The following is a 26,238-nucleotide window of genomic DNA, read 5'->3' on the forward strand; positions in this document are numbered from 1 at the left end:
AAGTTCATACGCAGACGTTGGGGGGCACCAATGGACCAGCCGAGCAAAATGGAGAACCTGCAGTTCGCGCAAGGGATACTGCGGGAGCTTCGGCAGAAAGCCGAAGCCGACGGCCAGAAGCTTCTGACCTACCTCATCGACATGGCCTACCTTGAAGCCAGCGACCGCATCCGTGCACATTGGGTCGGCAATCACGAGCCCGAAAACCGCAGGGCCAAGGGGTAGTGTCAAGGGGTAAACCCGAAACGGGGCTATGGTTGCCCCCACGGAGCGTTTGATCAGACGCTTGGGGCCGGCGAGGCCACCGGTCAGTTGGCAATACCGGCTGAGAGGTCAGCCAGAACCTCCCTCACCCGAGTTTCGCTGACGCCGCGCGTGTCCTTGACCCAGCTGGGCGTCGAAAGCGGCGGTTCGATAAAGCGAACATGGTTGTTTACAGGCCCATGCACATAGGGGCGATTCAGCCCGTAGATGAGCGCGCATGGGACGTTCAGGGCAGCGGCGGCGTGGGAAATCCCGCCATCAACCCCGAGGAACATGGTCGACGCAGCGATTTGGCACATCGCGTCAGCAATCGACGGGGTCGAGGTGAAGTCGATTGCCTCAGGAATGGCGGCGCGGATTTTTGCGGCACCGGCGTGCTCGCGCGGTCCGCCTACAATCCAGATTGCCCAGCCGCGATTATGATGGTCTCTGGCGATCGAAATGAAGCGCTCGACGGGCCATGAGCGGAAATTCTCAATGTCGGCAGTATAGAGCGCCAGTGCCGGTCGGTCGGCATCGATCTTCTTGTGCTGGCGCCATTCGTCCAGTTCGGCCGGATCGACCACAAGCCGGGGCGCCGGCCACTCTGCGCCCGCAGCCGGCTTTTCGCCAAGCGAGGCAATCGAGCAGACCTCCTCGAACAGCCGCGTCTTGCGGGGTCCGAAGGCCCATAGATGGGCCAACCAGCCGGCGGGGAAGCGATTGAGGAGGCCGAATTGCAACTCCTGCGGATAGCCGATGCGCTCCTCTATTCCGGCCATGAACGCCATCAGCGCCGCCTTGGTGCTGCTGGTCATCAGATAGGCCGTACGGTAATTTTCCTTGCGCAACTCGCCAACCAGGCGGCTGCGCTCGCCAAAACCGGGGCGCTGATGACGCTTGGCAAGCGCCCAGCCCTTCCTGACATGCGGCATCAGGCGCGCCAGCGGCGCTGCAACGGGCGAGGTGACGACATCTATGGGGCGATCAGGAAATCGCGCGGCAATGATCTGGATGGCGGAATGGCAACGGACGAAGTCGCCGACCGCGGGGAAGCCGACGAAGAGGATTGGATCGCCGGTCGTCAAGGAAGCGCTTCGCCGTCAAGGATGCGGGCATAGAGATCCAGATAGCCGCGCGCCGCTTTTTGGATGGGAAATCTCGTCGCGGCCGATTCGCGGCATTGCTGAGGCGTAAGGTCGGCGACGGCCTCGAAAGCGGCCGCAAATTCTTCATCGGTCTCAAAGAAGCGCCCGCTGTCGGCATCGACCGTCTCGGGCAATGCGCCTCGCGTCGTCGTCAGCACCGGAGTGCCGCACAACATGGCTTCGACCGGTGCGTTGCCGAACGGCTCCTCCCAGGCGATGGGGTTGAGGAAGGCTCGCGCTTCGCCGAGAAGGCGAAGCTTCGGCTCGCCGTCAACGATTCCGTGGAAACGGTATCGCCTGCCAAGGCTCTTGAAAAACAACCCTTCGCGGCGGGTCTGACTTCGGCCCAGCAGTTTCCAACGCGAGCCACCGGCGATATCGAGACCGAAATCGAATTTTTTGGCGAGATCGACGGCGCGGTTGAGGCCTTTGCTTGATCGTGCAATGCCGGCGAGAAATAGCAGGCGGTCGCCCTTTGCAGCCGACAAACGATAGGCGTCCACCGGAAAGCCATTGTAGACGAATGTCTCGCGCCCATGCTGGCGGGCATGATTGGCGCTGATAAAGCTCCAGTTCGCAACTGGCATGGGCTGGTCCGGCATAAAGCCGCGCTGCGTATTCAGCGTTGGAAATGGCACCTCGACGGGCCAACTATGGGTGTGGACGATTTGCGTGTCGCGCGGAATGGCTGCCCGGCATTCGGCATCGGTCGAAGCGTGCCGGACTTCGAAGAGCGGGTGGCTGGAGCCAGGGCCAGCGATCACCACGACTTCGTGTCCGAGACGAACCATCTCCGTGGCCAGCCATTCGACCTGACGCTGAATCCCACCGTAACCTCGGCAGGGTATTACGCCCTTCAAAACGAGCGTCACCCGCATTGACCTTGCCTCACAATGCTCTCAAAGACGGCCCAGTTGCGTCACGGGCTGGGCATTGTCAAGGTCGCGCCAGAAACGCAAAAAGCCGCGGCGGCCTCGATCGGGTTACGGAATCGTTAATCAGCGCTTGCTACTATACCGGATGACCAAGAATCTCGGCAATGCGCCCACGACCATCTCCAGGCAACAGCCAAAGACCTCCGCTCTTGGTCGGCTGGCGCCCGCCCTGTTTCCCCTTGTGGTCGTCGCGCTTGGATACATGATCGGCCGGCAATTCTTCGGCTTCTAGGGCGACTCGACTCGTCTACCCGCGCACGGTTAAGCCTCGCGCCTCGCCGGGGATGCAGTCAATGTCCACCCAACCTCCAAAATCAACCGGCGGCACGTACGCCCGCTACCTACTGCCCCGCACGTAAGCAAATTTTGTGCAATCACGGGAACGTGATATTCACTGATCACCGGACAAAGGGGGCGCTGATGAGGTGTCTGGTGATCAATCTTGATCGTTCTCGCGATCGGCTGGCGCATGTCGCGTCCGAGTTCGGCCGGATCGGAGTACCATTTGAGCGTGTCTCCGCCATTGATTGCCCCGATTGCTGCTCTGTCGCCAAAAGCCCGCTGAGCGCTGCTGAGGTTTGCTGTTTCCTGAGCCACCGCTCGTGTTGGGAGATCGTTGCGGACGGCGCGGATCAATATGGCGCGGTTTTCGAAGACGACGTCGTTTTCGGCGCTGGCGCCGGCTCGCTGCTTGCTTCCGATCGATGGGTGCCACGCGATGCCGATGTGATCAAGCTGGAAACGCATTTTGCCAAAGTAAGGGTCGGACGCAAGGAAGTCGCTCTCGATGATGGGTTTTCGCTTGCCAGACTTTATGGCCTGCACGCGGGCGCCGCAGGCTATGTCCTCTCCAGATCGGCAGCGCAAAGATTGCTGCGCGGGACCATGCATCTGAGAGGAGAGGTCGACTTCGTTCTTTTCCACCCAGGATTCATGACCTGCTCGCTCAACCGAATCTATCAGATCATGCCGGCGCTTTGCGCACAGCACCATTTTGTTTCGGACGAGAGCGCTTTCCAAGCCTAGTGCGACGGCCCGGGAGGCGGCCAAAACCGTTTCTCGATCGAATTGTTGGAGAAGCGGTGCGAACCTTCGCCTATCTTCGAAACCAGAGCCTGACCGGAACAAAGAAGATCGAGGCCGTCGCGTTCTCAGGCTCTGAGGTCGACGGCAAACCGTCCACGGCGCGTTCGTCTATGTGCAGCCCGAGCACGGCCACCTCTACGAGGCGGCCGGCATACCGATCGCGCGGAAGAATAGTTCGACCGCCAGATAAGCAGACGATAGCGGCTGCGTTACGAAACAGCCTTTTCGCGGACCGGAAGCTTCCAGCCCGGCCTGACAAAGTGGCAGGTATAGCCGTTGGGGTATTTCTCGAGATAGTCCTGATGCTCTGGCTCCGCCTCCCAGAAATCGCCCGCCGGCGCAAGCTCGGTGACGACCTTGCCCGGCCACAGTCCAGAGGCATCGACATCGGCGATGGTGTCTTCGGCGACGCGCTTCTGCTCGTCGCTGGTGTAGAAGATCGCAGAGCGATAGCTCATTCCGACATCGTTGCCCTGGCGGTTCCTGGTGGTCGGATCGTGGATCTGGAAAAAGGATTCGAGCAATGTGCGAAAGCTGATCCTGGCCGGATCGAAAACGATCTCGATGGCTTCGGCATGGCTGCCGTGGTTGCGATACGTGGCGTTGGGCACATCGCCACCGCTATAGCCGACGCGGGTAGAGATCACGCCGGGATAGCGCCGGATCAAATCCTGCATGCCCCAGAAACAGCCGCCGGCAAGGACTGCACGTTGGGTGGACGTCGCCATATCATACCTCCATTGGATTGCTCCTTAGGTAGGCATTGTCGCTGGCTTCTTCCAGCATCTCAAGTGAATCACTCGTTGCCGGCCGAGCCGAACCGCCGCACGATGACCTCGAAGACGATGTCGGAAATCCACATGGCCGAGACGCCGATCAAAAAGGCGGCGGCGAGCGTCGTGGTATCGTCGGCCGGATCGGGGATAGGCATGCCGGTTGCCCTGAACCAGGCGACGGCAGGCAGCGTCAGATACGCAGCCGCCAGCGCCCCGCAGATCGGCGAGGCAATCATCTCGCGCAGCTTGTAGCGATGGCGCGACAGTGCTCGCAGCACGCCGCCGGCTAGCCCGGCGGCGACGACCGGCCCCTTGATGCCGAGCATGTCGAAGAGGTCGTGCATCGGCTAAGGCCTCCATCCGCAGAGCTTTTGTCCCTTGCGGTTGTGCGCCAGGAGCGCTCTCGCCTCGGCGTCCGACAGGACGTCGACGGCTTCGGCCGACAGGCGCAGCGGGCTCGAAATCGCGCAGAAGCCGCCCGAAGCAGTCGTGCACCCGGCAAGCGCCACAAGCAGCGCAAGCATCAGTCCCTTGCCCATGATTTCAGCTCCTTTCGAACAGCGTCCGCCGGCAGTGCGCCGACGTCGTTCTGCACCTGCTCGGCGACCGCGCGCGCCGCGGCCTCAGCGGCCGCCAGTTTGCTGCGCTCGGCCCTGGCGCCGGCCAGCCGCTGGTGAACGCCCCAGCAAAGGGCGGCGATGACCGATGCCAGGAAGCCCAGCAGCGCTTTGTTGCCAAGCAGGACGGCGAGGAGCGCGCTCACAGCAGCCACCCGGCGACAAGCCCGGCGGCAAAGCCGATAGCATAGGGTTTCGCGGCTTCGAGATAGGCGATGAGCAGTTGTTGAAACCCTTCCATGTCAGTGCTCCCAGCCGGATTTGCGGGCCAGCCAGTGCCAGGTCTCGGTGACCGAGGCGATGGCGAGACCGGCGGCGATCTCCAGACCAGCTTGAATGTCGGGGTCGGAAGAAAATGCCGCCGCGTCGTTGGCGCCGAGCAGGCCACGCGCGACCAGAACACCGGCGCCGTAACGCAAGCCGATGCGGATGAAGACGGCGATCATGTCGAACTCCTTGCGAAAATCGATTTCAGGATTTGAAGCAGCGCACGCCAGAACGGCAGGCGTTCGACGGGGCTGACGCGCCCGCCGGTAGACACCGGCGGCATCGCACTGCCGGGCTTCGGTGAGAGCGCTGATGGCTGGGTCGGAGAGCCCGGCAAAGGTGCCGGAGCGGGCTGTAGTGCCGACATCAACAGCGCCTGGGAACGGACCGACCGGATGCGATCGCTCCAACCCTAGCCGAAATCCGGCCAGGTCGGCAGCCGCCGCAGGAATGCCAGACGGGCATCGCAAAGATCGTCGATGACTGCGCCCGGTGGCCTGGCGCCGACAGCTTTGAGCGTGGCCGGGCCGATCCTGCCGTCCTGTGCGGTGCCAACTGCCGCCTGCAGATATTTAGCCGCCCTGCCCGGCCCACTGTTCACGGCGAAGTCGAAGACGGCATAGTCGACACCGCCGGGAAGCTCGACGCCCGCAGCGGCATCCCAATAGAAGCGGCGATAGACCGTCGCCACCTGAGCATCCGTGATGTGGCGAAGGTCGTCCTTCGTCGCATCCGCCTTCACGTAGCGGCGGAAATTGGCCAGCGTCACGCCCTTCATGGTTGCGCCGCCGGGATCGGCCGGATTGTCGGACCAGCCACCTTCGGATTTGAGGACGAGCGCAAGCGCCCGCGCGAAGTTGCGGTCCATTGGGGTTTTCCTTTCTGCCCGCGAAAGGCAGGTTGTCGATTTGCGAAGCTGCTTGCGGTTAGGCGTCGATCACCGAGACAACGTCGCTGGAGACCTTGGCGGGGCGGTATTTGGTGGCGTCGGCCGGAAAGGAGATCGGAACGGCGAATCGAGCGACGGCACCATTGCCGTCGTCGCCGCTGCGATGGTGATCGAAGATGCACCTCCGTATGCAGTGTTAGGAAGAATTCCGGCAAAGGTGATCAAGAAGCGCTTCGACGACGAAAATAGCCGAGGCTTATTGAGATTCGGTGGTGGATTGGGCAGACGCCATATCTCGGAAAGAGAGAGCGGCCTTTTGATCTTTCTTTTGAAGATTCACTCGAATTTATGTTAGGCCCATGCCCTAATGACAAGCCGCCAGCTTGCATTGGTAATATTTAGAAATCCACCAGTGTCTTTGCGTGTAACCTGAACGGCACTAGAAGCCTGCGACCCAAATCTAACGACCATATTTGTAGTATCGGGAACGACACTTAGGCCTCGATTGGTGCTTGCTTCGTGCGATCCAATCGAGACAGGTTCTTCGTCTCCAATAGAATAGCCACCCTCAGCAGTGGTGCACTGTAAGAATGCAAGGTAATTTTTCGGCTTCACCCCCAGCCCATGAGCCAACGTCAGCGACCCGCCGGATGTGATGGTCTGTTGCGGGCTTTCATAAAACTTCTGAAGCAACGCCGTGGACGACTGGACATAGCGTGCATCCTGTTCGGCCTGCGACCATTGCAGCTTGATCCATCCTCCCCAGGCACCGCCAGCCTGCCTGCGCCGCCATAGCTTTTGGTCTGCCGCCGTAGTGTCGTTGACGAAATCATGCACCGTCTGCGTCCGGTAGCCAGTGCTTCCGTGCGCTTCCACAAACCCCAGGAACCAATTTACGCCGTCTGGCGCATTAGCCGCCGCCGAGGCCATATACCAGCCATTGTCCAGGGCGTTGTTCCAATCGGTGATCGTCTGCGCGACGACACCGAGGTTGGGTCGGCTATCAAGTTTCAGATCAAACCCAGCCTTGACGAACCCCGTTGTAGCCAATTGCGTGGTATTCGTTCCAGGCGCTGCGGTCGGCCCCGTTGGCGTCCCGGTAAATGTCGGGCTGGCCTTCGGCGCCAGGCTGGACACCGCGATCCCACTATCCTTCCCCACCTTGCCCGTCGTGCCCGCGAAAGTGACAATATTGTCGGTTGCCGAAGACGCAGGCCCCAAAAAATCTCCTACTCCCGTCCCGTCGGCGCCTCTGTCGCCGGCCCGGTCGAACATCAGCCAGATGCCGTTGGCCGTCGTCGGCAAAGTGCCGGCGCCACTGACATAGGCGAGCGTCAGTTTGCGGTAGCGCGTCGCGGCCATCAAATCGTCGCGCAGTTTCACCACCTTGCCGTCCTTGCGATGGTAAAGCCGAAATTCCTCGAACCAGGGCAGCAGCGACGAGAACACCTTGAAGCGGCCGGACTGCATGCGGTCGAGCATCTCCATCAGCCCGGCCTCGACCGAGACCGAGCCGTCGGCGAAGCGGGCGTGGCCCGACAGCATGTTCAGCCCATGCGCGGAATATTGTCTGGCAAGTGCGGTGCCCGCCCCTTCCAGCGTCTCGCGGCGGCCGTCGCGCGGCCAGGCCCAGGGCAGCCACTCGCCCCACGGCTTCAGGGCCAGTACCTGCATGGCCGGCGTCTGCTGCGAGGCCCGCGCCGCCTTGGAGATATAGACGACATCGGCCTCCGTATCCCAGGCCAGCTCGACCGCGGCCGACGGATGGTCCCAGCCGAAATCGAGGGCGCCGATCCGCGGCCAGTAGCGCGGCAGCCGGAACGGCTCGCAGGCAATCAGCTCCTCGGCAATCGGAAAGATGCGGCCGGAGCCCAGCACCGGAATGCCCTTGGCCCTCGCTTCGCGCTCATGTTCGGGATAGGCGGCGATGATCGCGGCACGCTCGTCCGGCGAATAGTGTTCGACGTCGTCTATGGTCATGAAGGTGACGTGACGGGTCATGCAAGCATGCTCCAATAGAGTGTGGCCATTGATACCAGCGCTCATCAATGCGAAGCTGACCCAAGACTTGGGGGAACACATGATTCGGATTGCAATCGTTGTCGGCATTGCCGCCAGTGCATCGGCATGCACCAGCCAGGCGAATGTTCCTTACGATACTAGTAAAAAAATCTGCAGAACCCGTACCGATCCAGGAACAGGGTTCAAACGCGAGGTCTGCGTCCCCGACACTCCCAATCAATCCTGTATGCTCTATATATATCAGTATACCGGTCGAGAGAAAATATTGTGCGGCCCATTAACGCGCAAATCGTCAACCGCCGAAGGTCGTGCCAGGCAACTTGCCGGCACCAAATACCCCTGATTCGACTTATCAACTGGGTTTGATGCGGATCACCTTTGGCGCCTGCGCATCCATGAACATGTAGCACCTGCCAAGCAGCGCCTTTTTGCCGAGCTCATCGAACACATTCTGCCCCAGCGGCGTGATCAGCACCTCGCCCGTAGCCAGCCCATCCTGGTGGCGGGCCTCGATCTCTTGCCAATGCGCATTCGCAACGTCGGAAAGCACGACATTGAAGGCTGGATGATTGTAGCTGACCAGCACGTTGCCATCATCCATGTCAGACGGCTTCATGTCCGGGTGATAGTTGTAAATCATGGCAAGCGTCTGGATGGCGGCCATGGCTGCCGCCTCATCGGACAGGCCGGCTTCCGTCAGCACGCAGGTGCCGTTTCAAGGATGGCAAAGTCACGGCCTCTGTCGAAGTAATAGCCGAACCGTTCCTCGATGCGATCGATGGGTTGTGAAAACGAGGGTCGCCATTTGGGCACCTGGGGCTTTGATACCTCAGCACCACCCGCCGGCGACACGACAAGCGAAGACAAACCGCCTGTCAATACCTGCCGCCTGTTCATGGACTTGGTTCCTCGACAACCTGGCCACCAGTCTAGTCGCGGTTCGCGATTCCGCAACGCGCCGAAACGGGAAAGCTTCGCTCTCATCTTTTCCTTTATCGCTTTATGCGGTAGGTCTTGCCGTGCATCGGCGACATCGATGCGTCTGGGCTGGTGCATTCTGCGCGGCCTGTACTCTACGCGGGTGGGACAGCCACTCTTTGCCATGACAGATCTATTCGAGGCGATGCGCCTGTCCGCCGAGGACAGCGAGGTTGCTCATCTTTTTTTCAGCGAAGGCGGTAAGATCCTGCTGCCACTCGGCAAATCGACAAATGCCATGACAGGTCAGGAGATGCTGGAGCGGCTGCTGTCGTCCCCGCATGATGACGATGGCGCGCTTGCCAACGACCTTCTCGGCGAGCTCGGCAAGACGGTGCCGTTGGAAAGCCTTCGTCTCCTGCTGACATCTGCCAATGCTGAGACGCGAGTGGCGGGTGCGTTTATTGCCACCTTTCAAAACCAGAACATAAGTTCGATGGTGGGTGAGCTGGCCGCGCTGCTTGGGGACAGCAACCCGCGCACGCGCTTCGACGCCGTGGAGTCTATCTTGCGATGCAGTACGCGGAACGATGGTCAGCATCTCGCGCAGGCGTTGTTTGCCCTTGATGATTATCACGATGGTGTACGCATGGGAGCCGTCAAATTTGTGCGCTTTGCAAAAGACTGGCAGTTAAAGCTTGCGCGTCAGCACGCCGCGTTGCTCAGGCCGCAAACGCCGTTTTCGGCGATCGCCGATATCTCCGGGCAATGGCGAGATGATGCATCAGGCATGATCCGTGCGATGCTCGACCATTCAGAGCCGGTAGTGCGCCGTTACGGCCTGGGGCTGGCCAGCCGGGCGAGGTTGGTCGTTGTTGACGCGTTCGTCGAATGGGCGCAGGCGTCCGCCGATCCTGAAATCAGCAAACTGGCAACGGATTGCATCGAGCACAACCAGATATCGCACCACGCCGTATGGCAATCATCATTGCCGGCAATCGCCTGAGGCACCGCTGATCTCGAGGTCAAGATAGCGACGTGACAGGACGTAGAGCCTGCCGAACTGATTCAAAGTAATGGTCGTATGATGTTGTCCGCGCACGATATTTGCGTCGGGCGTGGCGGTTCTTACCTTCTCCCCTTGTGGGGTGAGAAGCGGTCCGCGTAGCGGACGAAAAGCCAATTGCTTGGCTTTTCGAGCTTCGAACGCCGTGTGCCTGCGAAGGGCCGGGTGGTGGCCGATCCATCCCTGCCGGGTCCCGCTGCTCCGCAGCGTCCCGGCGTTCGCCGGCCTTTCGTCGTGCCACTGGCACGACGAATTCGCTTCGCGAACCAACTGCTCACCCCACAGGGGGAGAAGGAAGAGCCTCCTGCGCCGACAAAAACCTTAGCACCACATCGCTCATGCCCAGCAGCGGCGTGAACGTCACGATGGTGATGCCGCCGGTGGCGTTGGTGCGGGTCAGGCCTTCGGAATAGATATCGAGCGGCGGCTCCTCGTCGAACCAGACGCCGTGCAGGGTTTCGCCCTGCCACTTTTCGCGGCCCTTCTCATAGCTCTTGAACGACAGCACCGATTCGTCGGCCTGCACGTCGCCGCCGCCGCCCCAGCGCACCACGATGCTGTCGAGCGCGCCCGGCGCGCCGCGGCCCATCGTGGTCTGGCGGATGGCATCGGCGGGGATCATGCCGGTGCCCCATGCCGCCTGCTGCTGCGGCGGGCCGACCAGCACGCGCTGCGGGTTGTCTCGCGTGCCCTCGCCGGTCACGCCGGCAGCCCATAGCCTGACGGCGGCGTCGAAGGTCTTGCCCTGCCACCACGCGGGATAGCGGCCGGTGAGATGCATGGCCCATTCGGCGCCGCCGGCCCTGGTCTTGCCCAACTGGTTGCCGGCCATGAACAGACGTTCCCGGTTCTGCGCGCCGGCGGCGTGAAACTGCGCCTGCCTGGGATAAGGCCGGTAGGCGGCAAGCTGGTTAGTCCTGCGCCTGCGGTCCAGCTCCTGCAGCAGCGCCAGATAGTGGCGGCGCGTCTTCAGGCTGGTCGCCAAACGGCCCGAGGACGGCTTCGAGGCCACGGATGCGGCGGCGGATCTCGTCATCGCTCAGGGCTTCCAGATTGTCAGATGAAACATGCAAATCCTTGGCCAGATCCTTGGGTAGCACCGATTGCACGATCTTCAGATACTGGTCGGGCTTGTCGGCCCGGACCGCGGCAATCACGCCGGCGCCATGGGCGCTGAAATCGGCGCGAACCGCGTCGAGGAAATCATCGCCAAGCGTCTTCTTCGTCCGCTTCGGCTTGGCAGCGGCGGCAGGCGCCTTGCGGTCAGGGCGCGCACGCGGCGCCGTCCGGTCAGCCATGATCCGAGATCCCGGCGGGCTCGGCAGTCGCTGCCTGCTTCGCCTGCTTTGCCGGCCTTGCCCGCTTGATCTTGCCGGACTTGATCTTGCCGGACTTGCGCCGTGCCGATTTTGGCCCTGACCGTTTTGGGGCGGCCTTGCGGGCTGCATCAGCGGCCGGCGCGTGGCGCTTTCCGGCAGACGCGGCTTTCAGGCTTGCCCTGGCGATCGCCCTTGCGTCGTGCGCGCCGCGCGGAAAGCCGAAGCCGCCGATGGCATCGACAGGACCACCGCGAACCATGCCGATCAGCACGCCCGGCACGACCGGCTCGATACGGCCGATGCGCGCCTGCGGGGCAGCGCCCTCGAACACGCCAATGGCGCTGACGACCTCGCGGCCGTCATCGTCGGTGATGATGGTGGCATAGCGGTTGGACATGGGGGCCTCGCGGATAAGGCAGAATGAACCGAGGATAGCGTTCCTTCACGCCCCCCTCTGTCCTGCCGGACATCTCCCCCTCAAGGGACCCTCAAGGGGGAGATTGGCAGCTCCAGGGTCGCGACCAATTTGCAGCGCTGACGATTGGCGAAAGCAAAGCGGCAGTCCGATCTCCCCCCGTGTGGGGGTTGAGGAGTGGTCCGCGCAGCGGACGGAAAGCCAATTGCTTGGCTTTCCGAACGACGAACGTCCGGCAGGACAGAGGGGGGCGCTGTCCCGAGACGGCCCAAAAACACAAAACCCGCCGGGCGGCGGGTCGGTGGCGCAAATCAGCACCATGGGCAAATCATAGCAAAGCTGCCCTCACCCGTCAATGCAAATAAGAAAGAATTCCTAAATATATATATGACAAAGCACGAGAAAGGGTCAACGGAGCCCGACTAGCTGTGGAGCCTCAACAGGTTGTCCAGGGTTAGGTCGAGGCGACTGATGGGTGGCTTGGACTTTAGGCTGCCGTGTGGGCGATGCCAATTGTATCTATGCAGCCAGACAGGCAGTTCGGCGGTGCGGTGATCTGACGTCGGATAGGCGATGGCATATGCCCAGTCGCGCAGCGCCGTCTGGATGAAGCGCTCGGCCTTGCCATTGGTCTTGGGCGTATAGGGTCTTGTCCTGACATGTGCTTGAGGCCGAGATCGCGGCAGGCCTTTGCGAAGACCTTCGATGTGTAGCAGGAGCCGTTGTCGGTCATGACGCGGGCTATCGCGACGCGCCTTACGTATCGGCGGATTGGTGAAGCCGGTCTCGCCTAAGCAGAAGGCTCGCCGTCTCATTCAAATCAGGAAACGAAAAGGGAACAAATAACCATGTGGGGAACCCTGAAACGGGGGACTCCACGGTTGATTTAGCCTTAGAGTTGAAAACGGCGGTGATTCGCAGTCACCGCCGTTGATGCAACCGAGCCACAGGACGGGCTAGGCACATGACATTTGCCAAACTAAACCTACCGGTGATTACGTCAAGCCGTCCTGTGGCCACACACAGGAACTTTTACCATGACGCAGTCTGCTGAAATCTCATGCATCAACAAAAACCCTCGTCTTGACCCATACCACGCAATCACTCACGTGGGCGGCTTTCAGGGTAAGCAGTGGAAGCTTACCCTTGATGACGCTATTGGGAAAATCGAACGAAGCGAATGGGCGTTTCACGTCGGTAAGACCATTCTTACCCAAGTTGACGTTGTGGTCGCCGTTAGCCCGTACGGCAACAAATATCTCAAGACGGAAAGGGATGGGAAGGAGCCGAACAATCTCCTAAGCCTTCCTGAATGCCCTTAAGCATGGCGTAAGGTGACTTTATGCCGTTCGGCTCCAGTGCCCATTCGAGCGCCTGATGGGCGGCATAAAGTTCCCTCTGATCTGGATTCGCTACAAGATCGAGCCGGATGCGATCAATCTCTCTTTGAATGAAGCTCATCGCGCTTTCCGCCCTTGGGTTTTTCTTCGGCTGGCTTGTTCTGTTTTGGCTTTGGCGGCGTCTTCAGCATCCGCTGTACGGTCTCGTTGAACCGTTTCTCGTCGGACTTTTGATCAATGACGGACATGGACACATTCCCGGAAGACGATAGGCGCTGGTTTATGCATATCGGCTATTTAGCACAAAACTGGGCTGCAGTCGAAACGACGCTAGACGGCATAGTCAGGCAAATCCACACTCAGTATGGCGGGGTACGCGGTGAGCTTGAGCCGCCCCAGGCTTTCAACAGAAAACGGACCTACATCCGTAAGGCCTTCGCTGCACACCCGGCGCTCGTCGGCTTCTCTGAGGGAATGGAGGGTCTTTTAGACACCGCGACGAGACTCGCCGAAATTCGGCACTGGGCATTACACAGCGGTTGGGCGGAATCCGATGCGGCAACAACCATGCTGCGGCGCTATAGCCGAGCAGAGCCGCTAAAACTGGAAGAACGACAATTCTCAATTGATGACATTTATGCCGCCGCCGTGGAGTGCGCGAGCCTAATGCTCACCCTCTCCCTCTTTGGGCGAAGAGCCTTCGGCCTCATGACGCAGGAACAGATCGAGGAGTTCATCAGCAAATTCGCTGGCCAAGTTGGAACTCCCCTCCCAAGCGATGATCCTGCGAGTTAATTCCTGCCTTCCAGTCAAAGCCTCGTCCTTGCCGCCGCCAGCATTGCGCGAGGGCCGCTTCGATGGGATGCTGCGTCTCGTCGGAGAGCGCACAATGAGCGATGTGACCAGTCACTATGGCAGCGGCGGCATTGTCGAGCGCATCTTGTCGGCTGTGCCGGACGCAAAGGCCGGCAGCCTCGCAGCCAAACAACTCTATCCGTTCGATCAGCTTCATGGCCGCGAGCTGATCGCCACGCAGGAGCATGCCGCGCGTCTTGCGCCCTCCGCTGGCGATCGGGTTCTGGACATCGGCAGCGGCATTGGCGGCCCGGCCCGGTTCCTTGCCGAGACCTATGGGTGCAGCGTCGACGGCGTCGACCTGACGCAGGCGTTCGTCGAGGCATCCCGCCGATTGACCGAGCTCTGCGGCCTCGGCGACAAAGTGCGTTTCTATGAGGCCGATGCGACAAGGCTGCCTTTTGCAGACGACACATTCGACGCGGCAATCTGCTTCTATGTCGGCATGAATATCGCCGACAAGGCGGCGGTCATCGGGCAAGCGTGGCGCGTGCTGAAGCCGAAGGCCAGGCTTGTCTGGACCGAGGCGGTGCTGGCGGACGGCGAGCCTTACTATCCCTTGCCTTGGGCGGTGTCGTCGGCGGCCAGCCATCTTGTCGACGGCGAGACCCTGAAGGCTCTGTTTGCTTCAGCCGGATTCCGGGTCGACGATGTCATCGACGAAACCGGCGATCACGTCGAGCTGGCGTTGAAACGGGCAAATTCCGGCATCGTGCCCTCGCCCGCCCAGCAGCAGGCCAATGAGATCGTGCTCGGCGCCGAGTTTGTGCAGCGGCGAAAAAACTACATAAGCAGCCTGAGCGAGGGAAAACTCGCGTCACTGGCCGTTATTGTTTCCAAGCCGGCATGAAACAAAAACCCGCCTCGGCGGCGGGTCGGCGGCGCAAATCAGCACCATGGGCAAATCATAGCATAGCTGCCCTCACCGATCAAGATATGCCAGGAAAGAATTCCTACATCGGTGTCGATCGGAGACTCGGCGATGTTAGCGCTACCACATCCGGCGTCAAGTCATATGCATATGTTCTAAAGTGCCATGCCGTCGGCGGATGTTGTCTGATAATTTGCCCTTTGGCATCAAGGGGGCAAAAGAAGCCATGTCTGAGGACAAAATCCGAAATATAAATCTGACCGCCGACATCGTCGCGGCATTCGTGCGCAACAATTCAGTGCCTCCGGATAGCCTGCCGGCGTTGATCGAGAGCGTCAATGCAGCGCTCGCGGCCGTGGACAATCCCGTTGCTCCGCCGCAACCTGCGCCTGAGCCTGCGGTCAACCGCAAGCGCTCGGTAACGCCGAATTTCATTTACTGCCTCGAGGATGGCAAGAAGTTCAGGTCGCTGCGGCGTCATCTCGGCTCCGCCCATGGCATGACGCCGGAAGCCTATCGCGCCAAATGGGACCTGCCCGGCGACTATCCGATGACGGCGCCCAGCTACGCCGCCAAGCGCTCGGAGCTGGCAAAGGAGTTCGGGCTCGGCATCAGGACACCCGAGGCGCCGGCCGCCAAGGCGCCGGCCAAGAGTAAGACCAAGGCGTAAAGGCACGCCCCCTCCGTGCCGTACGCCTGCTGGAGGACGATCGTGGTGGCCGGAGAGCCCAATGACGTTCGCGTGGAACGTGTCGACCGCCGCCAATGGGCGGTGCTGGTTGCCGAGAATGGCACGGTGACCCAGCATCTGTTCATGGCCCAGGAAGCGGCCGAGGAGTTTGCCGACGGCGAGCGGACAAGGCTCGGCCTCCCCGCCAGGCCGCCGGCGGCGGATCCGCTGGCCTGAACAGTCCTTCAACCGGCTGCAGCATATCGCCGGCACTTGCGGCGGATCACAAGACGCAGCCTTCTACAGGCATCGACCGACTGGTCATTAGCTGGCTCTTATGGAACTCCAACTCGGGGGAGAGCGGGATGGACAAACCAGCCATGGCATCCGTGTTCAGGATGCGGCAAGCGCCAGCCACTGTTTCGGGCGTTCGCAGCGTCGGCCAAGGCCAGGCCGATCCGGTCATCGGCAGAAGGCCGCTCGGCGAGGCGATCCGCTTCGTCATCGACGCCCATCCCCATTACGACATCAGCTGCGTTTTGATCGCCTATGGCGACGGCTCGGCCCCGCGCCTCGGCAGCCGGGAGGTCAAGGCGCTGTGGGCCGAATATGGCCGCCGCTGGATGGAAGAGTAGCGCAGGCCATCGGCCGACGCCTATCGCTTGCATCCCCGTCCGGATCGTAACAGCGGCTCATGCGTTGAGCGTGAGCCAAATGGGAGCAACAGCAATGAACGTCGCCAATCTGCAACTCGAAGGCCTGCTGATGGCCGTCGCTTCGATCAATCAGGTGCTGGTGCGCAAGGGCCTGCTCACGGTCGAGGATATCGACATCGCGCTGCGCAAGGCCGAGGCCATCGAAACCGGCGAGGAGCGGTCCGACGGCATGTCGGAGTCCAACCGCGACGCCGTCAACTTTCCGATCAGACTGCTGGAACTGGCCAATCAATGCCAGCCGGAGGCGGACATGCCGTCCTTCTCGAAACTGGCCCGCATGGTCGGCCAGATGAAGGAACCCTACAACGACCAGATGTGAGGCGGTCTGCCGACGCGGGGCCTCACCCTCGGCCAAGTTTCGAGGCAAGCACGCTGCCCGGTCCATGCACGGCGGCAAACAGCAGGCCGGCGGCGAACGGGAAATGGGACATGAAGGCGCCGAACTCGGCCTGATTGCCGGCCCAGTGCGACGGACCGTGGAAGGCAAAGCCTAGGAAGACCACGTAGACGGCGGCGACCACGGCGGCCGGCGTGAAGAACGCTCCGGTCAGCAAGGCGATCACCAGCAGCGTTTCGAGGATCGCGGCGCACCAGGCCAGAAACAGCGGGAACGGGAAGCCGGCGGCGGCGATGTAGCCGGCGGTCATGTTCATATCCATGAACTTGAACGCTGCCCCCATCGCGAACATGGCGGCCAGGGTCAGGCGGGCGATGAGAATGGCCGCGGTCTGCCACGGCGATTGAACGGCTTCCATGATGTGCTCCAAAGGTTTGCAACGGGTTTCGCCCCAAGGACGGGCGCCACGCCGCCGATCCTACACCAGCCCGCGAAATTCTTTCGCGGCAAAGCCGGACCTCGCAAAAGGAGGCGCTTGCAATCCTCTTGCCGCGCGTGGCCGCTCAGAGCTTCGCCATCAGCTCCCGCCCCAACCGTTTCGGCGGCTCGGCGCGCAGCACCACATTGGTCGTCACCGCGCCGTAGCGCCCGATGGCATCGACGATGCTTTCGAGGTCGGGCGGCGACGGCACGACCACCTTGACCAGAAAACAATCCTCGCCGGTCACCCGCAGCACCTCGACCACTTCCGGCATGGCCGCGAATTTCTTCAGGCAGGTCTGGATGTGCTCATGCGTGGTGCGCAGGCGGATCATGGCCATGGTGCCGAGACCGAGGGCGGTGGGATCGATCGCGGCCCGGTAGCCGGCGATGATGCCGCGCTCCTCCAGCCGCTTCACCCGCTCCGACGTCGCGGGCTGGGACAGGCCGACGCGGCGGCCGAGTTCGGAAATGCCGATGCGGCCATCCTCCTGCATGATCTCGATGATTGCCATGTCGGTGGGGTCGAGCCGTGGCCGGTAATCGCCGTTTGCCATGAACACCTTCAATCCATCGGAATTCTTCATCGCTTTCCGATGATCTCTCATTCCGCGAACAAGGAGAAGCCCTAGGATTGGGACATCATCTGCGGCGAAGAAACAGGATTTTCCATGACCGACTTCATCATTCTGCCGGGCAGCGGCGGATCGGGCGAGGCCCACTGGCAGACACGCTGGCAACAGGCCGACCCGGCGATGCGCCGCTTCAGCCCGGCAAGCTGGGAGCTGCCGGATTTCGACGACTGGGTGGCGGCGCTGGACGTCGCGGTGTCACAGGCACAGACCCCGCCGGTGCTCGTCGCCCACAGTCTCAGCTGCCTGCTGGTCGCGCATTGGCAGGCGGTGTCGAGCCGTCGGATCGGCGGGGCGTTTCTGGTTGCGGTTCCCGACCCGGCCTCGCCGGTCTATCCCGCTTACGGAATTCCCTTCGCCGATACGCCGCGCGGGCCGCTTCGCTTCCCCTCGCTGATCGTGGCCAGCACCGACGATCCCTATGATCCGAACGGCTATGCCGGTGAGAAAGCCACACAATGGGGCAGCGAACTGCACATCGCCGGGCCGCTTGGTCACATCAACAGCAATAGCGGGCTGGGCGACTGGCCGGCGGGAATGGAGCTGCTGACGGCCTTCGTGAGAGACAGACAGGCCGACCACGCAATCGCACCGTAGGCGCCCGAAGCGTGCGCGCGGGCTTGCCCCGACTTGTCCCGCCAGCTATCTCTCGGGAGGGGCGTTTGTGAGGGAGCCTGCGAATGGTGTCCGTCCGATATCTGGTCCGCGATGTCGATCTGTCCATCGCGTTTTATACGAGCTATCTGGGCTTCGCGCTGAAGCAGCAATTCGGTCCGGCGATGGCCATCCTGACGCGCGGCGACCTCTCGCTCTGGCTCGCCGGTCCCTTGGCGTCGGCAGCCAGGCCGATGCCGGACGGCCGGACACCCGAGCCGGGCGGATGGAACCGCTTCGTGCTCGAGGTCGAGCAATTGCCGTCAATCGTGACTAAGATGGTCGAGGCCGGCGTGCGGTTCCGCAACCAGATCGTCGAAGGTCCGGGCGGGCGACAGATTCTTTGTGAAGACCCGTCCGGCAACGTGATCGAGCTGTTCGAGCCCAGCTAGACTTCGGCCGTCGCCTCGGATTCGGCGCCGGGCTTTGCCTGGCCTTCCCACTGCCGCTCCGCCTCTGCTTTACGCTTCGGACAATCCTCGTAGTCATGCTCTCGCGAACCGCAATAGGAGCAGCATTTTGCCGGCGTGTCGGTTCGAAGCATTGTGGCCATGCACAAGAATGCACGAAAATTCATCCGGTTGCAGCAGCGTCCGCGACGTCGCTGCTGGGATGCGTGACCGCCAGCCTGGCACCGCCCTCAATAGCCGCCGCCGAGGATCGGCAGAATCTCGGCGGCAGACATTGCGCGCGGCGCGTATTCGTCCGGCCTATATCAAAGTTAAATGCGGATGCTGGGCGTGAGGTGGTAGGTGATCGCGATGGGGGGACTCTCAACGCGCTCGAGGTGTCCCATGGACGTTCGAAATCTGATTGCCAAATTGTCAGCCGCGGTATTGCACCGCCGCGCCGCGTCTTCGCCGATACTGTTCAGGCCGATCCGCAACTCGCTCGCCGACATCCCGTTGAAGCCGGCGCCGCGGCCGCCTTATCGTCCGCATCGGCCGATCTGGCCGGCAAGCAACATGTAGCTCGCCGGGCTGCAACCAGTTTGTGATTTCCTCGTTTATGGCGATCCCGTTTTCAAGGAGGCAAGTGATGAGATCGATCCGGGCGAGGCGCGAATGGTTTGGATGGTGAGCGCATGAGCCGTTTTCTGCCCCTGACGATCAGATTCGTGGACGGCAGCGCGATGACGGTGTCGTCGATCGCCGACGCCAGGAGGGCGCTAGGCGGAACATGGAAGAACAAGCAGACGGCGGCCTACAAGGCGGCCGACAGGCTGGTGGATGACGCGTTGAACGGCATTTGCCGCCCGGACATCGCCTTTGCCGCTTTCCAGAATGCCGCCGCCCAACAGGGCTTGCTGAAGCCGGCGAAGCCAAGTGCCGCCCTTGCCATGCTCGACGAATTGGCGTCGCTGGATGGGCATCGTTGAAAGACCGGCTGACGGATTGCCTGCGATGTCATGGCGAACGCCGGATAGCCTATCTCGGCTCGCGGTTCATGCTGAGATAAGTTGGGTCGAACTCGGCGATTTCCACCAGCTGCTGCCAGTCCAGAATGGTCACCATGTAATTTGCCCAGCCGATCACACCGATCTTGCGCAGCGCGCCGATGACCCGGTTCATGTGGACGACCGAAAGCCCAAGCACATCGGCCAGTTCCGCCTGCGACAGGGGAAGCCGGAAACTCATGCCGTTGGTCTGCTTGACGACCTGGAGCCGCACGAACAGCTCGCACACAAGATGCGCCAGATGCGAAGTCTTGGACCGCCGGCCCATGGCCACGATCCATTCCCGATGGATGGCGCCATCGACGAGCGTGTCCAGCCAAAGCAAGCGGCTGAGATGAGGCGCCTGTTCGGTGATCGTCCTTAGCCGACTGTGGTCGGCGGCGATCACCCGGCATGGCGACAAAGCTATAATGCCATGGTCCATTGTCTTGAGCAGGAAGGCGTGCAAATCGACAAAATCGCCTGGCACCTGCAACGAGGTGAACTGGCGGCCGCCATCCTCCAGCACCTTGTAGCGCGCCGCCAGACCCTCGATGATGAGCGTGCTGTAGCCTGGCCTCGATCCCTCTGAAACGATGTCCTGACCGGTGGCAAAATCCATCTCGATGGTCATGGCGGCGGCCAGCAGCCCCTTTTCCTGCTCGGACAAAGCGTCATGCTGGCCAAGGTTGAGATAAAGCGGTTCTAGCATCGAGGATCCAGTTCGAGATTTCGTGGACATTCGTGGCCTAGCCAAACGCCGGAGATCGGGTGCGGTTGCAATCGGCCGGCACGGCGACGGCTCCTGGCAGGAAATCTGCTCAGGGCACAGTCGCATGGAACCATGGGTGCGGGTTGGGATTTAATCCATGTCGCTCAAAAATGGCCCCGCTTTTGAGACAACGACATGCATAAAAACACAGACCTGAAGCGCGTCGCCTGCGTCCTTCAACCGCGATGCGCCTTAGCGTTCTCACGCAGGGATCCTTGCACACATGGAACGGTTCTACTTCGACTTGTACAACGCCGAGACCCAGATTGATGAAGAGGGGCAGCTTTTTCCCAGCCGGGAGCGTGCGGGAGCCGAAGCGCTGCGCATATTGCACGATGTGGCGCGCGACGAGATACCGGAGGGCGACCACCGGCGGATCACCGTCAAGATGCTGAACGAGAACAGGGAGCAGATATTCGAAGCGTCGCTGACCATGGCGTCGCTGTGGAGTTGAACTCGTCGACCCTGTCGAGGACTGTATGGAACCTCTTGCCCTCCCCTCTGTTTCCTAAGGAGGGGCCAGCGGCAGAAGCTGCACGGCTGATTGACTGGAGGCATCTATGTCCTTGCAAAAGCTTCATCCCGAGCAGGTCGACGACACACGCAGGCTTGCCTATTCGACCTTTGCCCCGGCGCTGATCGGTTCGCTCACCAAGCGTCTGGCGCGGTGTCAGGGCGTCAAGGAACTGGGCGCCCTGGAAAAGTCGCTCATCCGCCTGATCGAAGACTCTGATGTCGATGGGCCGCAAGCCGAGGCGATGAAAGAGTTCGCCATCGAGCTGGTGGTGTCGACGATATCGGAAGCCCGCGCTCACCCCGACACCAAGAGCGATGTCGAAGCCGTTGGCGAGCGCCGCGCCGAAGGCCGCTCCGAGAACCCGCAGACGCTCGAGGAGCAGTTGCAATCAGGCCTCGAAGACAGTTTTCCGGCCAGCGATCCGCCCGCCGTCCTCTCGACCGCCATTTCCGGCGGCTCGAAGGACCTTGTCGGCACCGACGAGGTGTTGCGCCGCAAGAAGGAGGCGGCGCAGCGAAAGCAGGAGAAGGCCGACGCCGGTTAGCCGGACAAGTCGCGCCAGCTCGGGCGATGAGAAGCCGTCAGCCGAAGCGCTTTTCCGGTGACTGTCCGCTGGATGGTGACTGTTCGCCGGCCCGCGCGACGATCGCCTCGAGCGGCTCCGGCCGGTGCAGCAGAAAACCCTGGCCATAGGCCACGCCCATTCCGCGCAGAATGTCGAGCGCTTCCTGCTGCTCGATCTTTTCGGCCACCACCGCGCAGCCGAGACTTTTGGCGATGCCCGCTATGGCCGAGACGATCTCGCGGTCGAAACGGCTTTCCGCGATATTCTCGATGAACGAGCCGTCGATCTTGATTTGATCGACCGGAAAGCGCCGCAAATATTCGAACGAGCTCATGCCGGCGCCGAAATCGTCGAGGCTGACACGGCATTGCCGCTCGCGCGCCTTGCGCACGAACTGCTCGGCGGCGTCGAAATTGGTGACGGCCGCGGTCTCGGTGATCTCGAAACCGATGCCGGAATGCGGCGCCCCGGTCTCGGCGATGACGGCGTCGACGAAATCCCACAGCAGCGGATCGCTCAGCGTCTGCGCCGACAGATTGAAGCCGAGCATGATGGCGCCTGACCGCATCGCCTCGCCATGCTGCGAAAGCGCTGTCCTGATGATCCAGCGGTCCAACCGCGAGGCAATGCCGAAGCGCTCGGCGACCGGAATGAATTCGCTGGGCGGGATCAGCTTGCCATTGCGCCCGGCAAGCCGCGCTAGCACCTCGACATGGCGGCTCTCCTTCCAAGGCTGGCCCAGAAGATGGATCTCCTGGCCGAACAGTTTCAGCCGCCCGTCATCCATGGCGTCGACCGTGTCGGCGGCGACACGCGCCGCGTTGAGGCCGCCGGAGCCCGACGCCGCATCGGCCGAAAACACCGCGAAGCGATTGCGCCCGGCCGCCTTGGCGGCATAGCAGGCGTCGTCTGCGCAGGCCAACGCATCGGCAACTGTGGTGGTGGTGTCCTCGACGAAGGCGATGCCGATGCTGGCCGCGAGTTTTCGCGAGGTCGCCGGCAGTCCGAGGTCGGCGTCACGGACCGCCGCAAGAATCGCGCCGGCCAGCGCCTCGGCCTTGGCCGATTGGCAATTGGGCACCAGCAGCGCGAACTCGTCGCCGCCGAGGCGCGCGGCACGCGCCGATGCCGGCAGGCAGCCCAGAATACCGGCGGCGACACCCCTCAGCGCCAGGTCGCCGGCGGCGTGGCCGGCAAAGTCGTTGAGCGCCTTGAAGTAGTCGAGATCGACATAGAACACCGCCAGCGGCAAAGCCCGCTCGGTGGCGATATGCACGGCCAGCAGCCGGTCGAAGGCGGCACGGTTCAACAGGCCGGTCAGCGCATCGTGGTGAGCGGCGTAGGCGAGTTCCCGCTCGCGCTTCTTGTCCTCGGTGATGTCGCGCACGGTGCCGAGAATCTGGCCCGCCGTCTCGGGCGCCGCGATGAAGCGCACCAGCGATTCGACATGGCGGATTTCGCCGTCGCGCCTGACGATGCGGTATTGCGCGGCGACGACGCCGTCGGTCGAAAGCGGCGCCAGATGGGCGCGCTCTGCGGCATCCTTGTCGTCGGGGTGCAGATAGGAATGCCAAAGGTCGGCAGCCACCTCGTCGGTGTCGGCGACCAGGCCGAATATCTCCCTGGTGCGGGCGTCCCAATAGCTCTTGTTGGCGTCGATATCGTGATGCCAGATGCCGGTGCCGCTGGCCGCCAGCGCCAGGCGAAAGCGCACATTGACCCGCTCCAGTTCGGCTTCCGCCTCTTTCTGCCGGCTGATGTCGGTCTGCACGCCCATCAGCCTGACCGGCCTGCCCGTCTCGTCACGCTCGACAATGCCGCCGCGGTCCAGCACCCAGATCCAGTGGCCGTCCTTGTGCTTGAGGCGTAGCTCGGTCTCGATCGAGGCGGTCAGGCCGGAAATGTGCCGCTCTCCGCTGGCCAGCGCCCGCTGGCGGTCGTCGGGATGCGTCAGCTTCAGCCAGAGGTCGTCGCTGTTGGCAAGCTCGCCATCCTCATAACCCAGCATGTGCGACCAGGTCGGCGAATAGAAACAGTCGCCGCTCAAAATATCCCAGTCCCATACGCCGAGATGAGCGCGTTCGAGCGCAAGCGCCCAGAATTCGCCGTTGCGTATTTTCTCTTCAGCCATGCCCTGGTTTCGCTCACTCCGTCGCCGCCACTATGCACGCAAGCAGAGAAGAAAGCGTTACCGGGTGCGCCGCGCCCACAGTGCGGACAAGGCCTGCAATCGTGCCGGACCATGCCGTAAGGCGTCATCATGCGATTGGGGCTCGTCATGCCATTGGCGCCCTGATTGGAACCGCCCTGGCCGGGCCTGGCTCGACGATCCTTATCGCGCGGCGGCGCGCATTGTCCTCGAGCAGGCCGCGCAGTTCCTCGCGGCCGCGCGCGATGCGCGACATCAGCGTGCCGGCCGGCACGCCGAGCATCTCGGCGGCCTCGGCATAGGAGAAGCCTTCGATGGCGACCATGGTCAGCGGGGCACGGCGGTCCGGGCTGATCGCCTGCAGCGCGTCGATGATCTCGCGCGCGGCGACGTTCTCCAGCTGGTCGGCGGGAGAGGCCTGCACCTCGCCGGCCTCCAGCGGCAGCATCGAGGCCTCGCCACGCCGGTTCACCTTGCGCATCTGGTCAATGAACAGATGATGCATGATCGTGAACAGCCATTTTCGCGGGCTCTCTCCCGTCTGCCAGTTGTCCAGCCGCAGCAGCGCCCGCTCCAGGCAGTCCTGGACGAGATCGTCGGCGGAATCGCGGTCGCGCAGCAGCGAGCGCGCATAGCGGCGCAGGCGCGGGATTTCGTCGAGAATTGCTCTCTGCTTTTCGTCCATGACCTTTTGTCTTCGTTTCGGCATGCCGTTGCCGCAAAACCGCTGCGCCCCCGGGTGAGGACAGCTTTGGCTGATCTGAAAAAATTCCTCTGTTCATGCCTGTCGTCGGCTCCAAGAACGCTGGGCACTTTTGGGCGACAGGCATGACGCGCTAGCGCGGCGTGGCGTCGATGGCGACCCGGTCGGGATAGAAGGCGCCGTGGGCGCGAATCTCGGCCATCTCGTCGAAGGGCTGCTCATAGGCCCACATCGCGTCGTTGCCGGTTTCACCCGCCGGCAGCACGTTCCAGTAGCTGGCGTCACCCTTGTAGGGGCACAGCGTCGACCGCTCCGTCTTCTTGAGCTTGCGGAAGTCGATGTCCTCGAACGGGATGTAGAAGGAGAAGGGATGGGGCGGCTCGGTCACCATTTTGGCTTTTGCCGAGGAAGCGATGATGGTGCCGTTTGCAAACACGACGACACGCCCGGTGAAGGGCTCGACGGTGATCACCTTGCCCGGATTGCGCCTGAAGCCGGGTGACGGGTTCGCATGCTGATCCATGACTGCTCTCCTTGTCCGCTGGTGGTTCGATGCCGGTCGACGGCGTCAGCTCTCACTGGTCACTGATGGGCCGGCGACAGCGGTCACACGCGACAGCTTCTGGCGCTTTTCGAGCTGTGGCTTTTCATAGGTCTTCTTCATCGTTCTTCCTTTTCTGACGTCTGGCAGCCGGTCCGCGCGGCTGCCGGTCGTGGATCATGGCTCCAAGGGACAACAGGCGCATCTCCCGTCCGGCCGATGCGCCGCCGAAGGAAATCCGGGCCAGCGTGGCAAGAACGATTCGCATGTGTTTCGCCGCGATCCGACGGCGGTGGATTTATCTCAGCCGGGACGGCCATGCTTGGGCCGGGCGGAACACGGTTTTGGCGAATGCGGCCCTGTCAGCACGACCGCAAGGCTTGGACAGGCGCGAACAGCTACCGGCGCGGCTATGGCGATGGCTGCTTGGCGCCGGTGCACGCCGCGAAATATCGATAATAAAGGACGACAGGTGAGACTCTACAAAATCAAGATGATTTGCCAGATATTTCGCCTTTTCGGCACGAGAAGCAAAATAAATTTTCGACAGACAAACTTTCACTTCGGAAAAATGTCCATTTCATCTCTGTTAACCAAATATTAACCAAAATTATCCGATACATACCGAAGTTATTCGCTGTCGCAATCCGAATCTAAGTTGTAATAATCATTGCACAGTTCGCTTATGACATTACTGTATCGTTGATGTCTTGCGAAGCATGCAACGGAGGAGCTGTAGGAGTGAAATCCGGGTCAAGACTGTGTTGCGAGGAACGGTCTGCCCGACGGAGGAAACACGCATGAGATTGCTGAAATATGCGCTGCTGGCGGGAGCGTCGCTGCTTCCCATCCTGCCCGCGATCGCCGCGACCGCGACGGGCAGCATGAATGTCCGCATCACGATTACCGACGAATGCAAGGTGCAGACGGCGAGCGATCTCGATTTCGGCTCGCACGGTGTCATTGATGCGAATGTCGACCAGACCAGCACCATCAACGTGCAATGCACGACCGGCAAGTCCTACAATGTTGGTCTGAGCGCCGGAGCGGGCGCGGGCGCAACGGTTGCTGTTCGCAAGATGACCGGGCCGGCGTCGGCGACGATCGACTACACCATCTACAGGGAAAGCACCCGGACGCAGCTTTGGGGCACCACGATCCCCACCGACACGGTCGGCGGAACCGGCAACGGCGCCATTCAGCCGCTGACGGTCTACGGGCGTGTTCCACCGCAGACGACACCGGCGGCGGGCCTCTACACCGACACCGTTGCGATCACCATAACGTACTGACAATCGAT

General features: G+C 61.8%; 39 protein-coding genes and 1 pseudogene. 18 read left to right on the forward strand and 22 right to left on the reverse strand.

The window, feature by feature from the left end; genetic code table 11:
• Positions 1-30: 30 nt before the first annotated feature.
• Positions 31-225: a hypothetical protein gene (locus NKJ77_RS21745; protein WP_023835341.1), complete on the forward strand. Its 195-nt coding sequence runs from the start codon at positions 31-33 to the stop codon at positions 223-225.
• 83 nt (positions 226-308) lie between these two features.
• Here the strand turns inward: NKJ77_RS21745 and waaF are convergent, their stop codons facing one another.
• Positions 309-1,331, reverse strand: coding sequence for a lipopolysaccharide heptosyltransferase II (waaF, locus tag NKJ77_RS21750; RefSeq protein ID WP_352535745.1), 1,023 nt, complete (start codon positions 1,329-1,331; stop codon positions 309-311).
• Positions 1,328-2,269 carry a glycosyltransferase gene (locus NKJ77_RS21755; protein WP_023808296.1) on the reverse strand — a complete coding sequence of 314 codons (942 nt, stop codon included), beginning with the start codon at positions 2,267-2,269 and terminating at the stop codon, positions 1,328-1,330. Before NKJ77_RS21755 ends, waaF begins: the two co-directional genes overlap by 4 nt.
• A gap of 489 nt (positions 2,270-2,758) precedes the next feature.
• On the opposite strand from NKJ77_RS21755, the gene NKJ77_RS21760 reads away from it, so the two are divergent.
• Positions 2,759-3,352 carry a glycosyltransferase family 25 protein gene (locus tag NKJ77_RS21760; protein WP_198029717.1) on the forward strand — a complete coding sequence of 198 codons (594 nt, stop codon included), beginning with the start codon at positions 2,759-2,761 and terminating at the stop codon, positions 3,350-3,352.
• A gap of 269 nt (positions 3,353-3,621) precedes the next feature.
• Here the strand turns inward: NKJ77_RS21760 and msrA are convergent, their stop codons facing one another.
• The 6 genes from msrA to NKJ77_RS21790 form a co-directional block, all read right to left on the reverse strand.
• Positions 3,622-4,140, reverse strand: a complete 519-nt coding sequence (gene msrA / locus NKJ77_RS21765; RefSeq protein WP_352535746.1) for a peptide-methionine (S)-S-oxide reductase MsrA — start codon at positions 4,138-4,140, stop codon at positions 3,622-3,624.
• Between the two features lie 68 nt (positions 4,141-4,208).
• Positions 4,209-4,532 (reverse strand): hypothetical protein, encoded by a 324-nt coding sequence (locus NKJ77_RS21770; protein WP_023689880.1) that lies wholly within the window; start codon positions 4,530-4,532, stop codon positions 4,209-4,211.
• A 3-nt stretch (positions 4,533-4,535) separates the two neighbouring features.
• On the reverse strand, positions 4,536-4,727 hold the full coding sequence (locus NKJ77_RS21775; RefSeq protein ID WP_023671459.1) for a hypothetical protein: 192 nt from the start codon (positions 4,725-4,727) through the stop codon (positions 4,536-4,538).
• Positions 4,712-4,951, reverse strand: coding sequence for a hypothetical protein (locus NKJ77_RS21780; RefSeq protein WP_023734290.1), 240 nt, complete (start codon positions 4,949-4,951; stop codon positions 4,712-4,714). Before NKJ77_RS21780 ends, NKJ77_RS21775 begins: the two co-directional genes overlap by 16 nt.
• 96 nt (positions 4,952-5,047) lie before the next feature.
• Complete coding sequence (locus NKJ77_RS21785; protein WP_352535747.1) at positions 5,048-5,482, reverse strand: Pam3-gp28 family putative phage holin; 435 nt, start codon at positions 5,480-5,482, stop codon at positions 5,048-5,050.
• A gap of 2 nt (positions 5,483-5,484) precedes the next feature.
• The gene (locus NKJ77_RS21790; RefSeq protein WP_502902124.1) at positions 5,485-5,940 is read right to left on the reverse strand and encodes a glycoside hydrolase family 108 protein; all 456 of its coding nucleotides are present in this window, start codon (positions 5,938-5,940) and stop codon (positions 5,485-5,487) included.
• 52 nt (positions 5,941-5,992) lie between these two features.
• Here NKJ77_RS21790 and NKJ77_RS21795 point away from each other — a divergent pair, with 52 nt between their 5' ends.
• Complete coding sequence (locus NKJ77_RS21795) at positions 5,993-6,316, forward strand: LbetaH domain-containing protein (RefSeq protein WP_156937223.1); 324 nt, start codon at positions 5,993-5,995, stop codon at positions 6,314-6,316.
• On the opposite strand, the gene NKJ77_RS21800 is transcribed toward NKJ77_RS21795, so the two are convergent.
• Positions 6,313-8,094, reverse strand: a complete 1,782-nt coding sequence (locus tag NKJ77_RS21800) for a phage terminase large subunit family protein (protein WP_352535748.1) — start codon at positions 8,092-8,094, stop codon at positions 6,313-6,315. The two genes, NKJ77_RS21795 and NKJ77_RS21800, sit on opposite strands and share 4 nt — an antisense overlap.
• A 241-nt stretch (positions 8,095-8,335) precedes the next feature.
• Positions 8,336-8,647 (reverse strand): hypothetical protein, encoded by a 312-nt coding sequence (locus tag NKJ77_RS21805; RefSeq protein WP_155922511.1) that lies wholly within the window; start codon positions 8,645-8,647, stop codon positions 8,336-8,338.
• 372 nt (positions 8,648-9,019) lie between these two features.
• Between NKJ77_RS21805 and NKJ77_RS21810 the strand changes: the two genes are divergently transcribed.
• Positions 9,020-9,907 (forward strand): HEAT repeat domain-containing protein, encoded by an 888-nt coding sequence (locus NKJ77_RS21810; protein WP_352535749.1) that lies wholly within the window; start codon positions 9,020-9,022, stop codon positions 9,905-9,907.
• A gap of 334 nt (positions 9,908-10,241) precedes the next feature.
• Here the strand turns inward: NKJ77_RS21810 and NKJ77_RS21815 are convergent, their stop codons facing one another.
• The 4 genes and pseudogenes from NKJ77_RS21815 to NKJ77_RS21830 all read right to left on the reverse strand — a co-directional run.
• The gene (locus NKJ77_RS21815) at positions 10,242-10,979 is read right to left on the reverse strand and encodes a terminase large subunit domain-containing protein (RefSeq protein WP_352535762.1); all 738 of its coding nucleotides are present in this window, start codon (positions 10,977-10,979) and stop codon (positions 10,242-10,244) included.
• Entirely contained in the window at positions 10,879-11,265 is a 387-nt protein-coding gene (locus NKJ77_RS21820) for a hypothetical protein (protein ID WP_352535750.1), read from the reverse strand. The genes NKJ77_RS21815 and NKJ77_RS21820 overlap by 101 nt, the downstream gene beginning before the upstream one ends.
• On the reverse strand, positions 11,258-11,683 hold the full coding sequence (locus NKJ77_RS21825) for a hypothetical protein (RefSeq protein ID WP_352535751.1): 426 nt from the start codon (positions 11,681-11,683) through the stop codon (positions 11,258-11,260). Before NKJ77_RS21825 ends, NKJ77_RS21820 begins: the two co-directional genes overlap by 8 nt.
• Positions 11,684-12,123: 440 nt before the next feature.
• Positions 12,124-12,452 (reverse strand): annotated as a pseudogene (locus NKJ77_RS21830) (integrase core domain-containing protein); the annotation flags it as partial.
• A gap of 286 nt (positions 12,453-12,738) precedes the next feature.
• Between NKJ77_RS21830 and NKJ77_RS21835 the strand changes: the two are divergent.
• Positions 12,739-13,023, forward strand: a complete 285-nt coding sequence (locus NKJ77_RS21835) for a DUF3892 domain-containing protein (protein ID WP_352535752.1) — start codon at positions 12,739-12,741, stop codon at positions 13,021-13,023.
• Here the strand turns inward: NKJ77_RS21835 and NKJ77_RS21840 are convergent.
• Together NKJ77_RS21840 and NKJ77_RS21845 are read right to left on the reverse strand one after the other, a co-directional pair.
• Positions 12,962-13,162 carry a hypothetical protein gene (locus NKJ77_RS21840; RefSeq protein WP_352535763.1) on the reverse strand — a complete coding sequence of 67 codons (201 nt, stop codon included), beginning with the start codon at positions 13,160-13,162 and terminating at the stop codon, positions 12,962-12,964. The two genes, NKJ77_RS21835 and NKJ77_RS21840, sit on opposite strands and share 62 nt — an antisense overlap.
• Positions 13,137-13,289, reverse strand: coding sequence for a hypothetical protein (locus NKJ77_RS21845; protein WP_352535753.1), 153 nt, complete (start codon positions 13,287-13,289; stop codon positions 13,137-13,139). Before NKJ77_RS21845 ends, NKJ77_RS21840 begins: the two co-directional genes overlap by 26 nt.
• On the opposite strand from NKJ77_RS21845, the gene NKJ77_RS21850 reads away from it, so the two are divergent.
• The 6 genes from NKJ77_RS21850 to NKJ77_RS21875 all read left to right on the forward strand — a co-directional run bounded on the left by NKJ77_RS21850 (position 13,279) and on the right by NKJ77_RS21875 (position 16,472).
• Positions 13,279-13,836: a hypothetical protein gene (locus NKJ77_RS21850; protein WP_352535754.1), complete on the forward strand. Its 558-nt coding sequence runs from the start codon at positions 13,279-13,281 to the stop codon at positions 13,834-13,836. The genes NKJ77_RS21845 and NKJ77_RS21850 overlap by 11 nt on opposite strands.
• A gap of 94 nt (positions 13,837-13,930) precedes the next feature.
• The gene (locus NKJ77_RS21855; protein WP_352535756.1) at positions 13,931-14,746 is read left to right on the forward strand and encodes a class I SAM-dependent methyltransferase; all 816 of its coding nucleotides are present in this window, start codon (positions 13,931-13,933) and stop codon (positions 14,744-14,746) included.
• A 247-nt stretch (positions 14,747-14,993) separates the two neighbouring features.
• The gene (locus tag NKJ77_RS21860; RefSeq protein ID WP_023671447.1) at positions 14,994-15,437 is read left to right on the forward strand and encodes a Ros/MucR family transcriptional regulator; all 444 of its coding nucleotides are present in this window, start codon (positions 14,994-14,996) and stop codon (positions 15,435-15,437) included.
• Between the two features lie 42 nt (positions 15,438-15,479).
• Positions 15,480-15,674, forward strand: coding sequence for a hypothetical protein (locus tag NKJ77_RS21865; RefSeq protein ID WP_023689866.1), 195 nt, complete (start codon positions 15,480-15,482; stop codon positions 15,672-15,674).
• A gap of 128 nt (positions 15,675-15,802) precedes the next feature.
• A complete protein-coding gene (locus NKJ77_RS21870; RefSeq protein WP_352497259.1) occupies positions 15,803-16,072 on the forward strand; it encodes a hypothetical protein in 270 nt (89 codons plus the stop codon).
• Between the two features lie 94 nt (positions 16,073-16,166).
• Entirely contained in the window at positions 16,167-16,472 is a 306-nt protein-coding gene (locus tag NKJ77_RS21875) for a hypothetical protein (RefSeq protein ID WP_023671444.1), read from the forward strand.
• A gap of 22 nt (positions 16,473-16,494) precedes the next feature.
• Here the strand turns inward: NKJ77_RS21875 and NKJ77_RS21880 are convergent, their stop codons facing one another.
• Entirely contained in the window at positions 16,495-16,908 is a 414-nt protein-coding gene (locus NKJ77_RS21880; RefSeq protein ID WP_023693743.1) for a DoxX family protein, read from the reverse strand.
• A gap of 145 nt (positions 16,909-17,053) precedes the next feature.
• On the reverse strand, positions 17,054-17,557 hold the full coding sequence (locus NKJ77_RS21885; RefSeq protein WP_023671442.1) for an Lrp/AsnC family transcriptional regulator: 504 nt from the start codon (positions 17,555-17,557) through the stop codon (positions 17,054-17,056).
• Positions 17,558-17,641: 84 nt separating this feature from the next.
• On the opposite strand from NKJ77_RS21885, the gene NKJ77_RS21890 reads away from it, so the two are divergent.
• From NKJ77_RS21890 to NKJ77_RS21905, 4 genes are all read left to right on the forward strand, one after another.
• Complete coding sequence (locus NKJ77_RS21890) at positions 17,642-18,199, forward strand: RBBP9/YdeN family alpha/beta hydrolase (RefSeq protein WP_023697757.1); 558 nt, start codon at positions 17,642-17,644, stop codon at positions 18,197-18,199.
• A gap of 83 nt (positions 18,200-18,282) precedes the next feature.
• The gene (locus NKJ77_RS21895) at positions 18,283-18,648 is read left to right on the forward strand and encodes a VOC family protein (protein WP_023697758.1); all 366 of its coding nucleotides are present in this window, start codon (positions 18,283-18,285) and stop codon (positions 18,646-18,648) included.
• A 402-nt stretch (positions 18,649-19,050) separates the two neighbouring features.
• Positions 19,051-19,227 (forward strand): hypothetical protein, encoded by a 177-nt coding sequence (locus NKJ77_RS21900; protein WP_023671438.1) that lies wholly within the window; start codon positions 19,051-19,053, stop codon positions 19,225-19,227.
• Between the two features lie 113 nt (positions 19,228-19,340).
• On the forward strand, positions 19,341-19,634 hold the full coding sequence (locus tag NKJ77_RS21905) for a DUF982 domain-containing protein (RefSeq protein ID WP_023685943.1): 294 nt from the start codon (positions 19,341-19,343) through the stop codon (positions 19,632-19,634).
• A 49-nt stretch (positions 19,635-19,683) separates the two neighbouring features.
• Here NKJ77_RS21905 and NKJ77_RS21910 read toward each other — a convergent pair whose 3' ends face one another.
• On the reverse strand, positions 19,684-20,403 hold the full coding sequence (locus NKJ77_RS21910) for a Crp/Fnr family transcriptional regulator (protein WP_023671436.1): 720 nt from the start codon (positions 20,401-20,403) through the stop codon (positions 19,684-19,686).
• A gap of 283 nt (positions 20,404-20,686) precedes the next feature.
• Here NKJ77_RS21910 and NKJ77_RS21915 point away from each other — a divergent pair, with 283 nt between their 5' ends.
• Positions 20,687-20,917 (forward strand): DUF6894 family protein, encoded by a 231-nt coding sequence (locus tag NKJ77_RS21915; RefSeq protein WP_023671435.1) that lies wholly within the window; start codon positions 20,687-20,689, stop codon positions 20,915-20,917.
• 106 nt (positions 20,918-21,023) lie between these two features.
• On the forward strand, positions 21,024-21,524 hold the full coding sequence (locus NKJ77_RS21920) for a hypothetical protein (protein WP_023671434.1): 501 nt from the start codon (positions 21,024-21,026) through the stop codon (positions 21,522-21,524).
• Between the two features lie 37 nt (positions 21,525-21,561).
• Here the strand turns inward: NKJ77_RS21920 and NKJ77_RS21925 are convergent, their stop codons facing one another.
• The 3 genes from NKJ77_RS21925 to NKJ77_RS21935 all read right to left on the reverse strand — a co-directional run bounded on the left by NKJ77_RS21925 (position 21,562) and on the right by NKJ77_RS21935 (position 24,920).
• Positions 21,562-23,676, reverse strand: coding sequence for an EAL domain-containing protein (locus NKJ77_RS21925; protein WP_023819043.1), 2,115 nt, complete (start codon positions 23,674-23,676; stop codon positions 21,562-21,564).
• Positions 23,677-23,821: 145 nt separating this feature from the next.
• Positions 23,822-24,379 carry an RNA polymerase sigma factor gene (locus tag NKJ77_RS21930; protein WP_023689856.1) on the reverse strand — a complete coding sequence of 186 codons (558 nt, stop codon included), beginning with the start codon at positions 24,377-24,379 and terminating at the stop codon, positions 23,822-23,824.
• Between the two features lie 151 nt (positions 24,380-24,530).
• The gene (locus tag NKJ77_RS21935) at positions 24,531-24,920 is read right to left on the reverse strand and encodes a DUF427 domain-containing protein (protein ID WP_023824480.1); all 390 of its coding nucleotides are present in this window, start codon (positions 24,918-24,920) and stop codon (positions 24,531-24,533) included.
• A gap of 818 nt (positions 24,921-25,738) precedes the next feature.
• Here NKJ77_RS21935 and NKJ77_RS21940 point away from each other — a divergent pair.
• Positions 25,739-26,230, forward strand: a complete 492-nt coding sequence (locus NKJ77_RS21940; RefSeq protein WP_023685937.1) for a Csu type fimbrial protein — start codon at positions 25,739-25,741, stop codon at positions 26,228-26,230.
• The last annotated feature ends 8 nt before the right edge of the window (positions 26,231-26,238 follow it).

This window comes from Mesorhizobium sp. M0052, assembly GCF_040323255.1.
Lineage (GTDB): Bacteria > Pseudomonadota > Alphaproteobacteria > Rhizobiales > Rhizobiaceae > Mesorhizobium.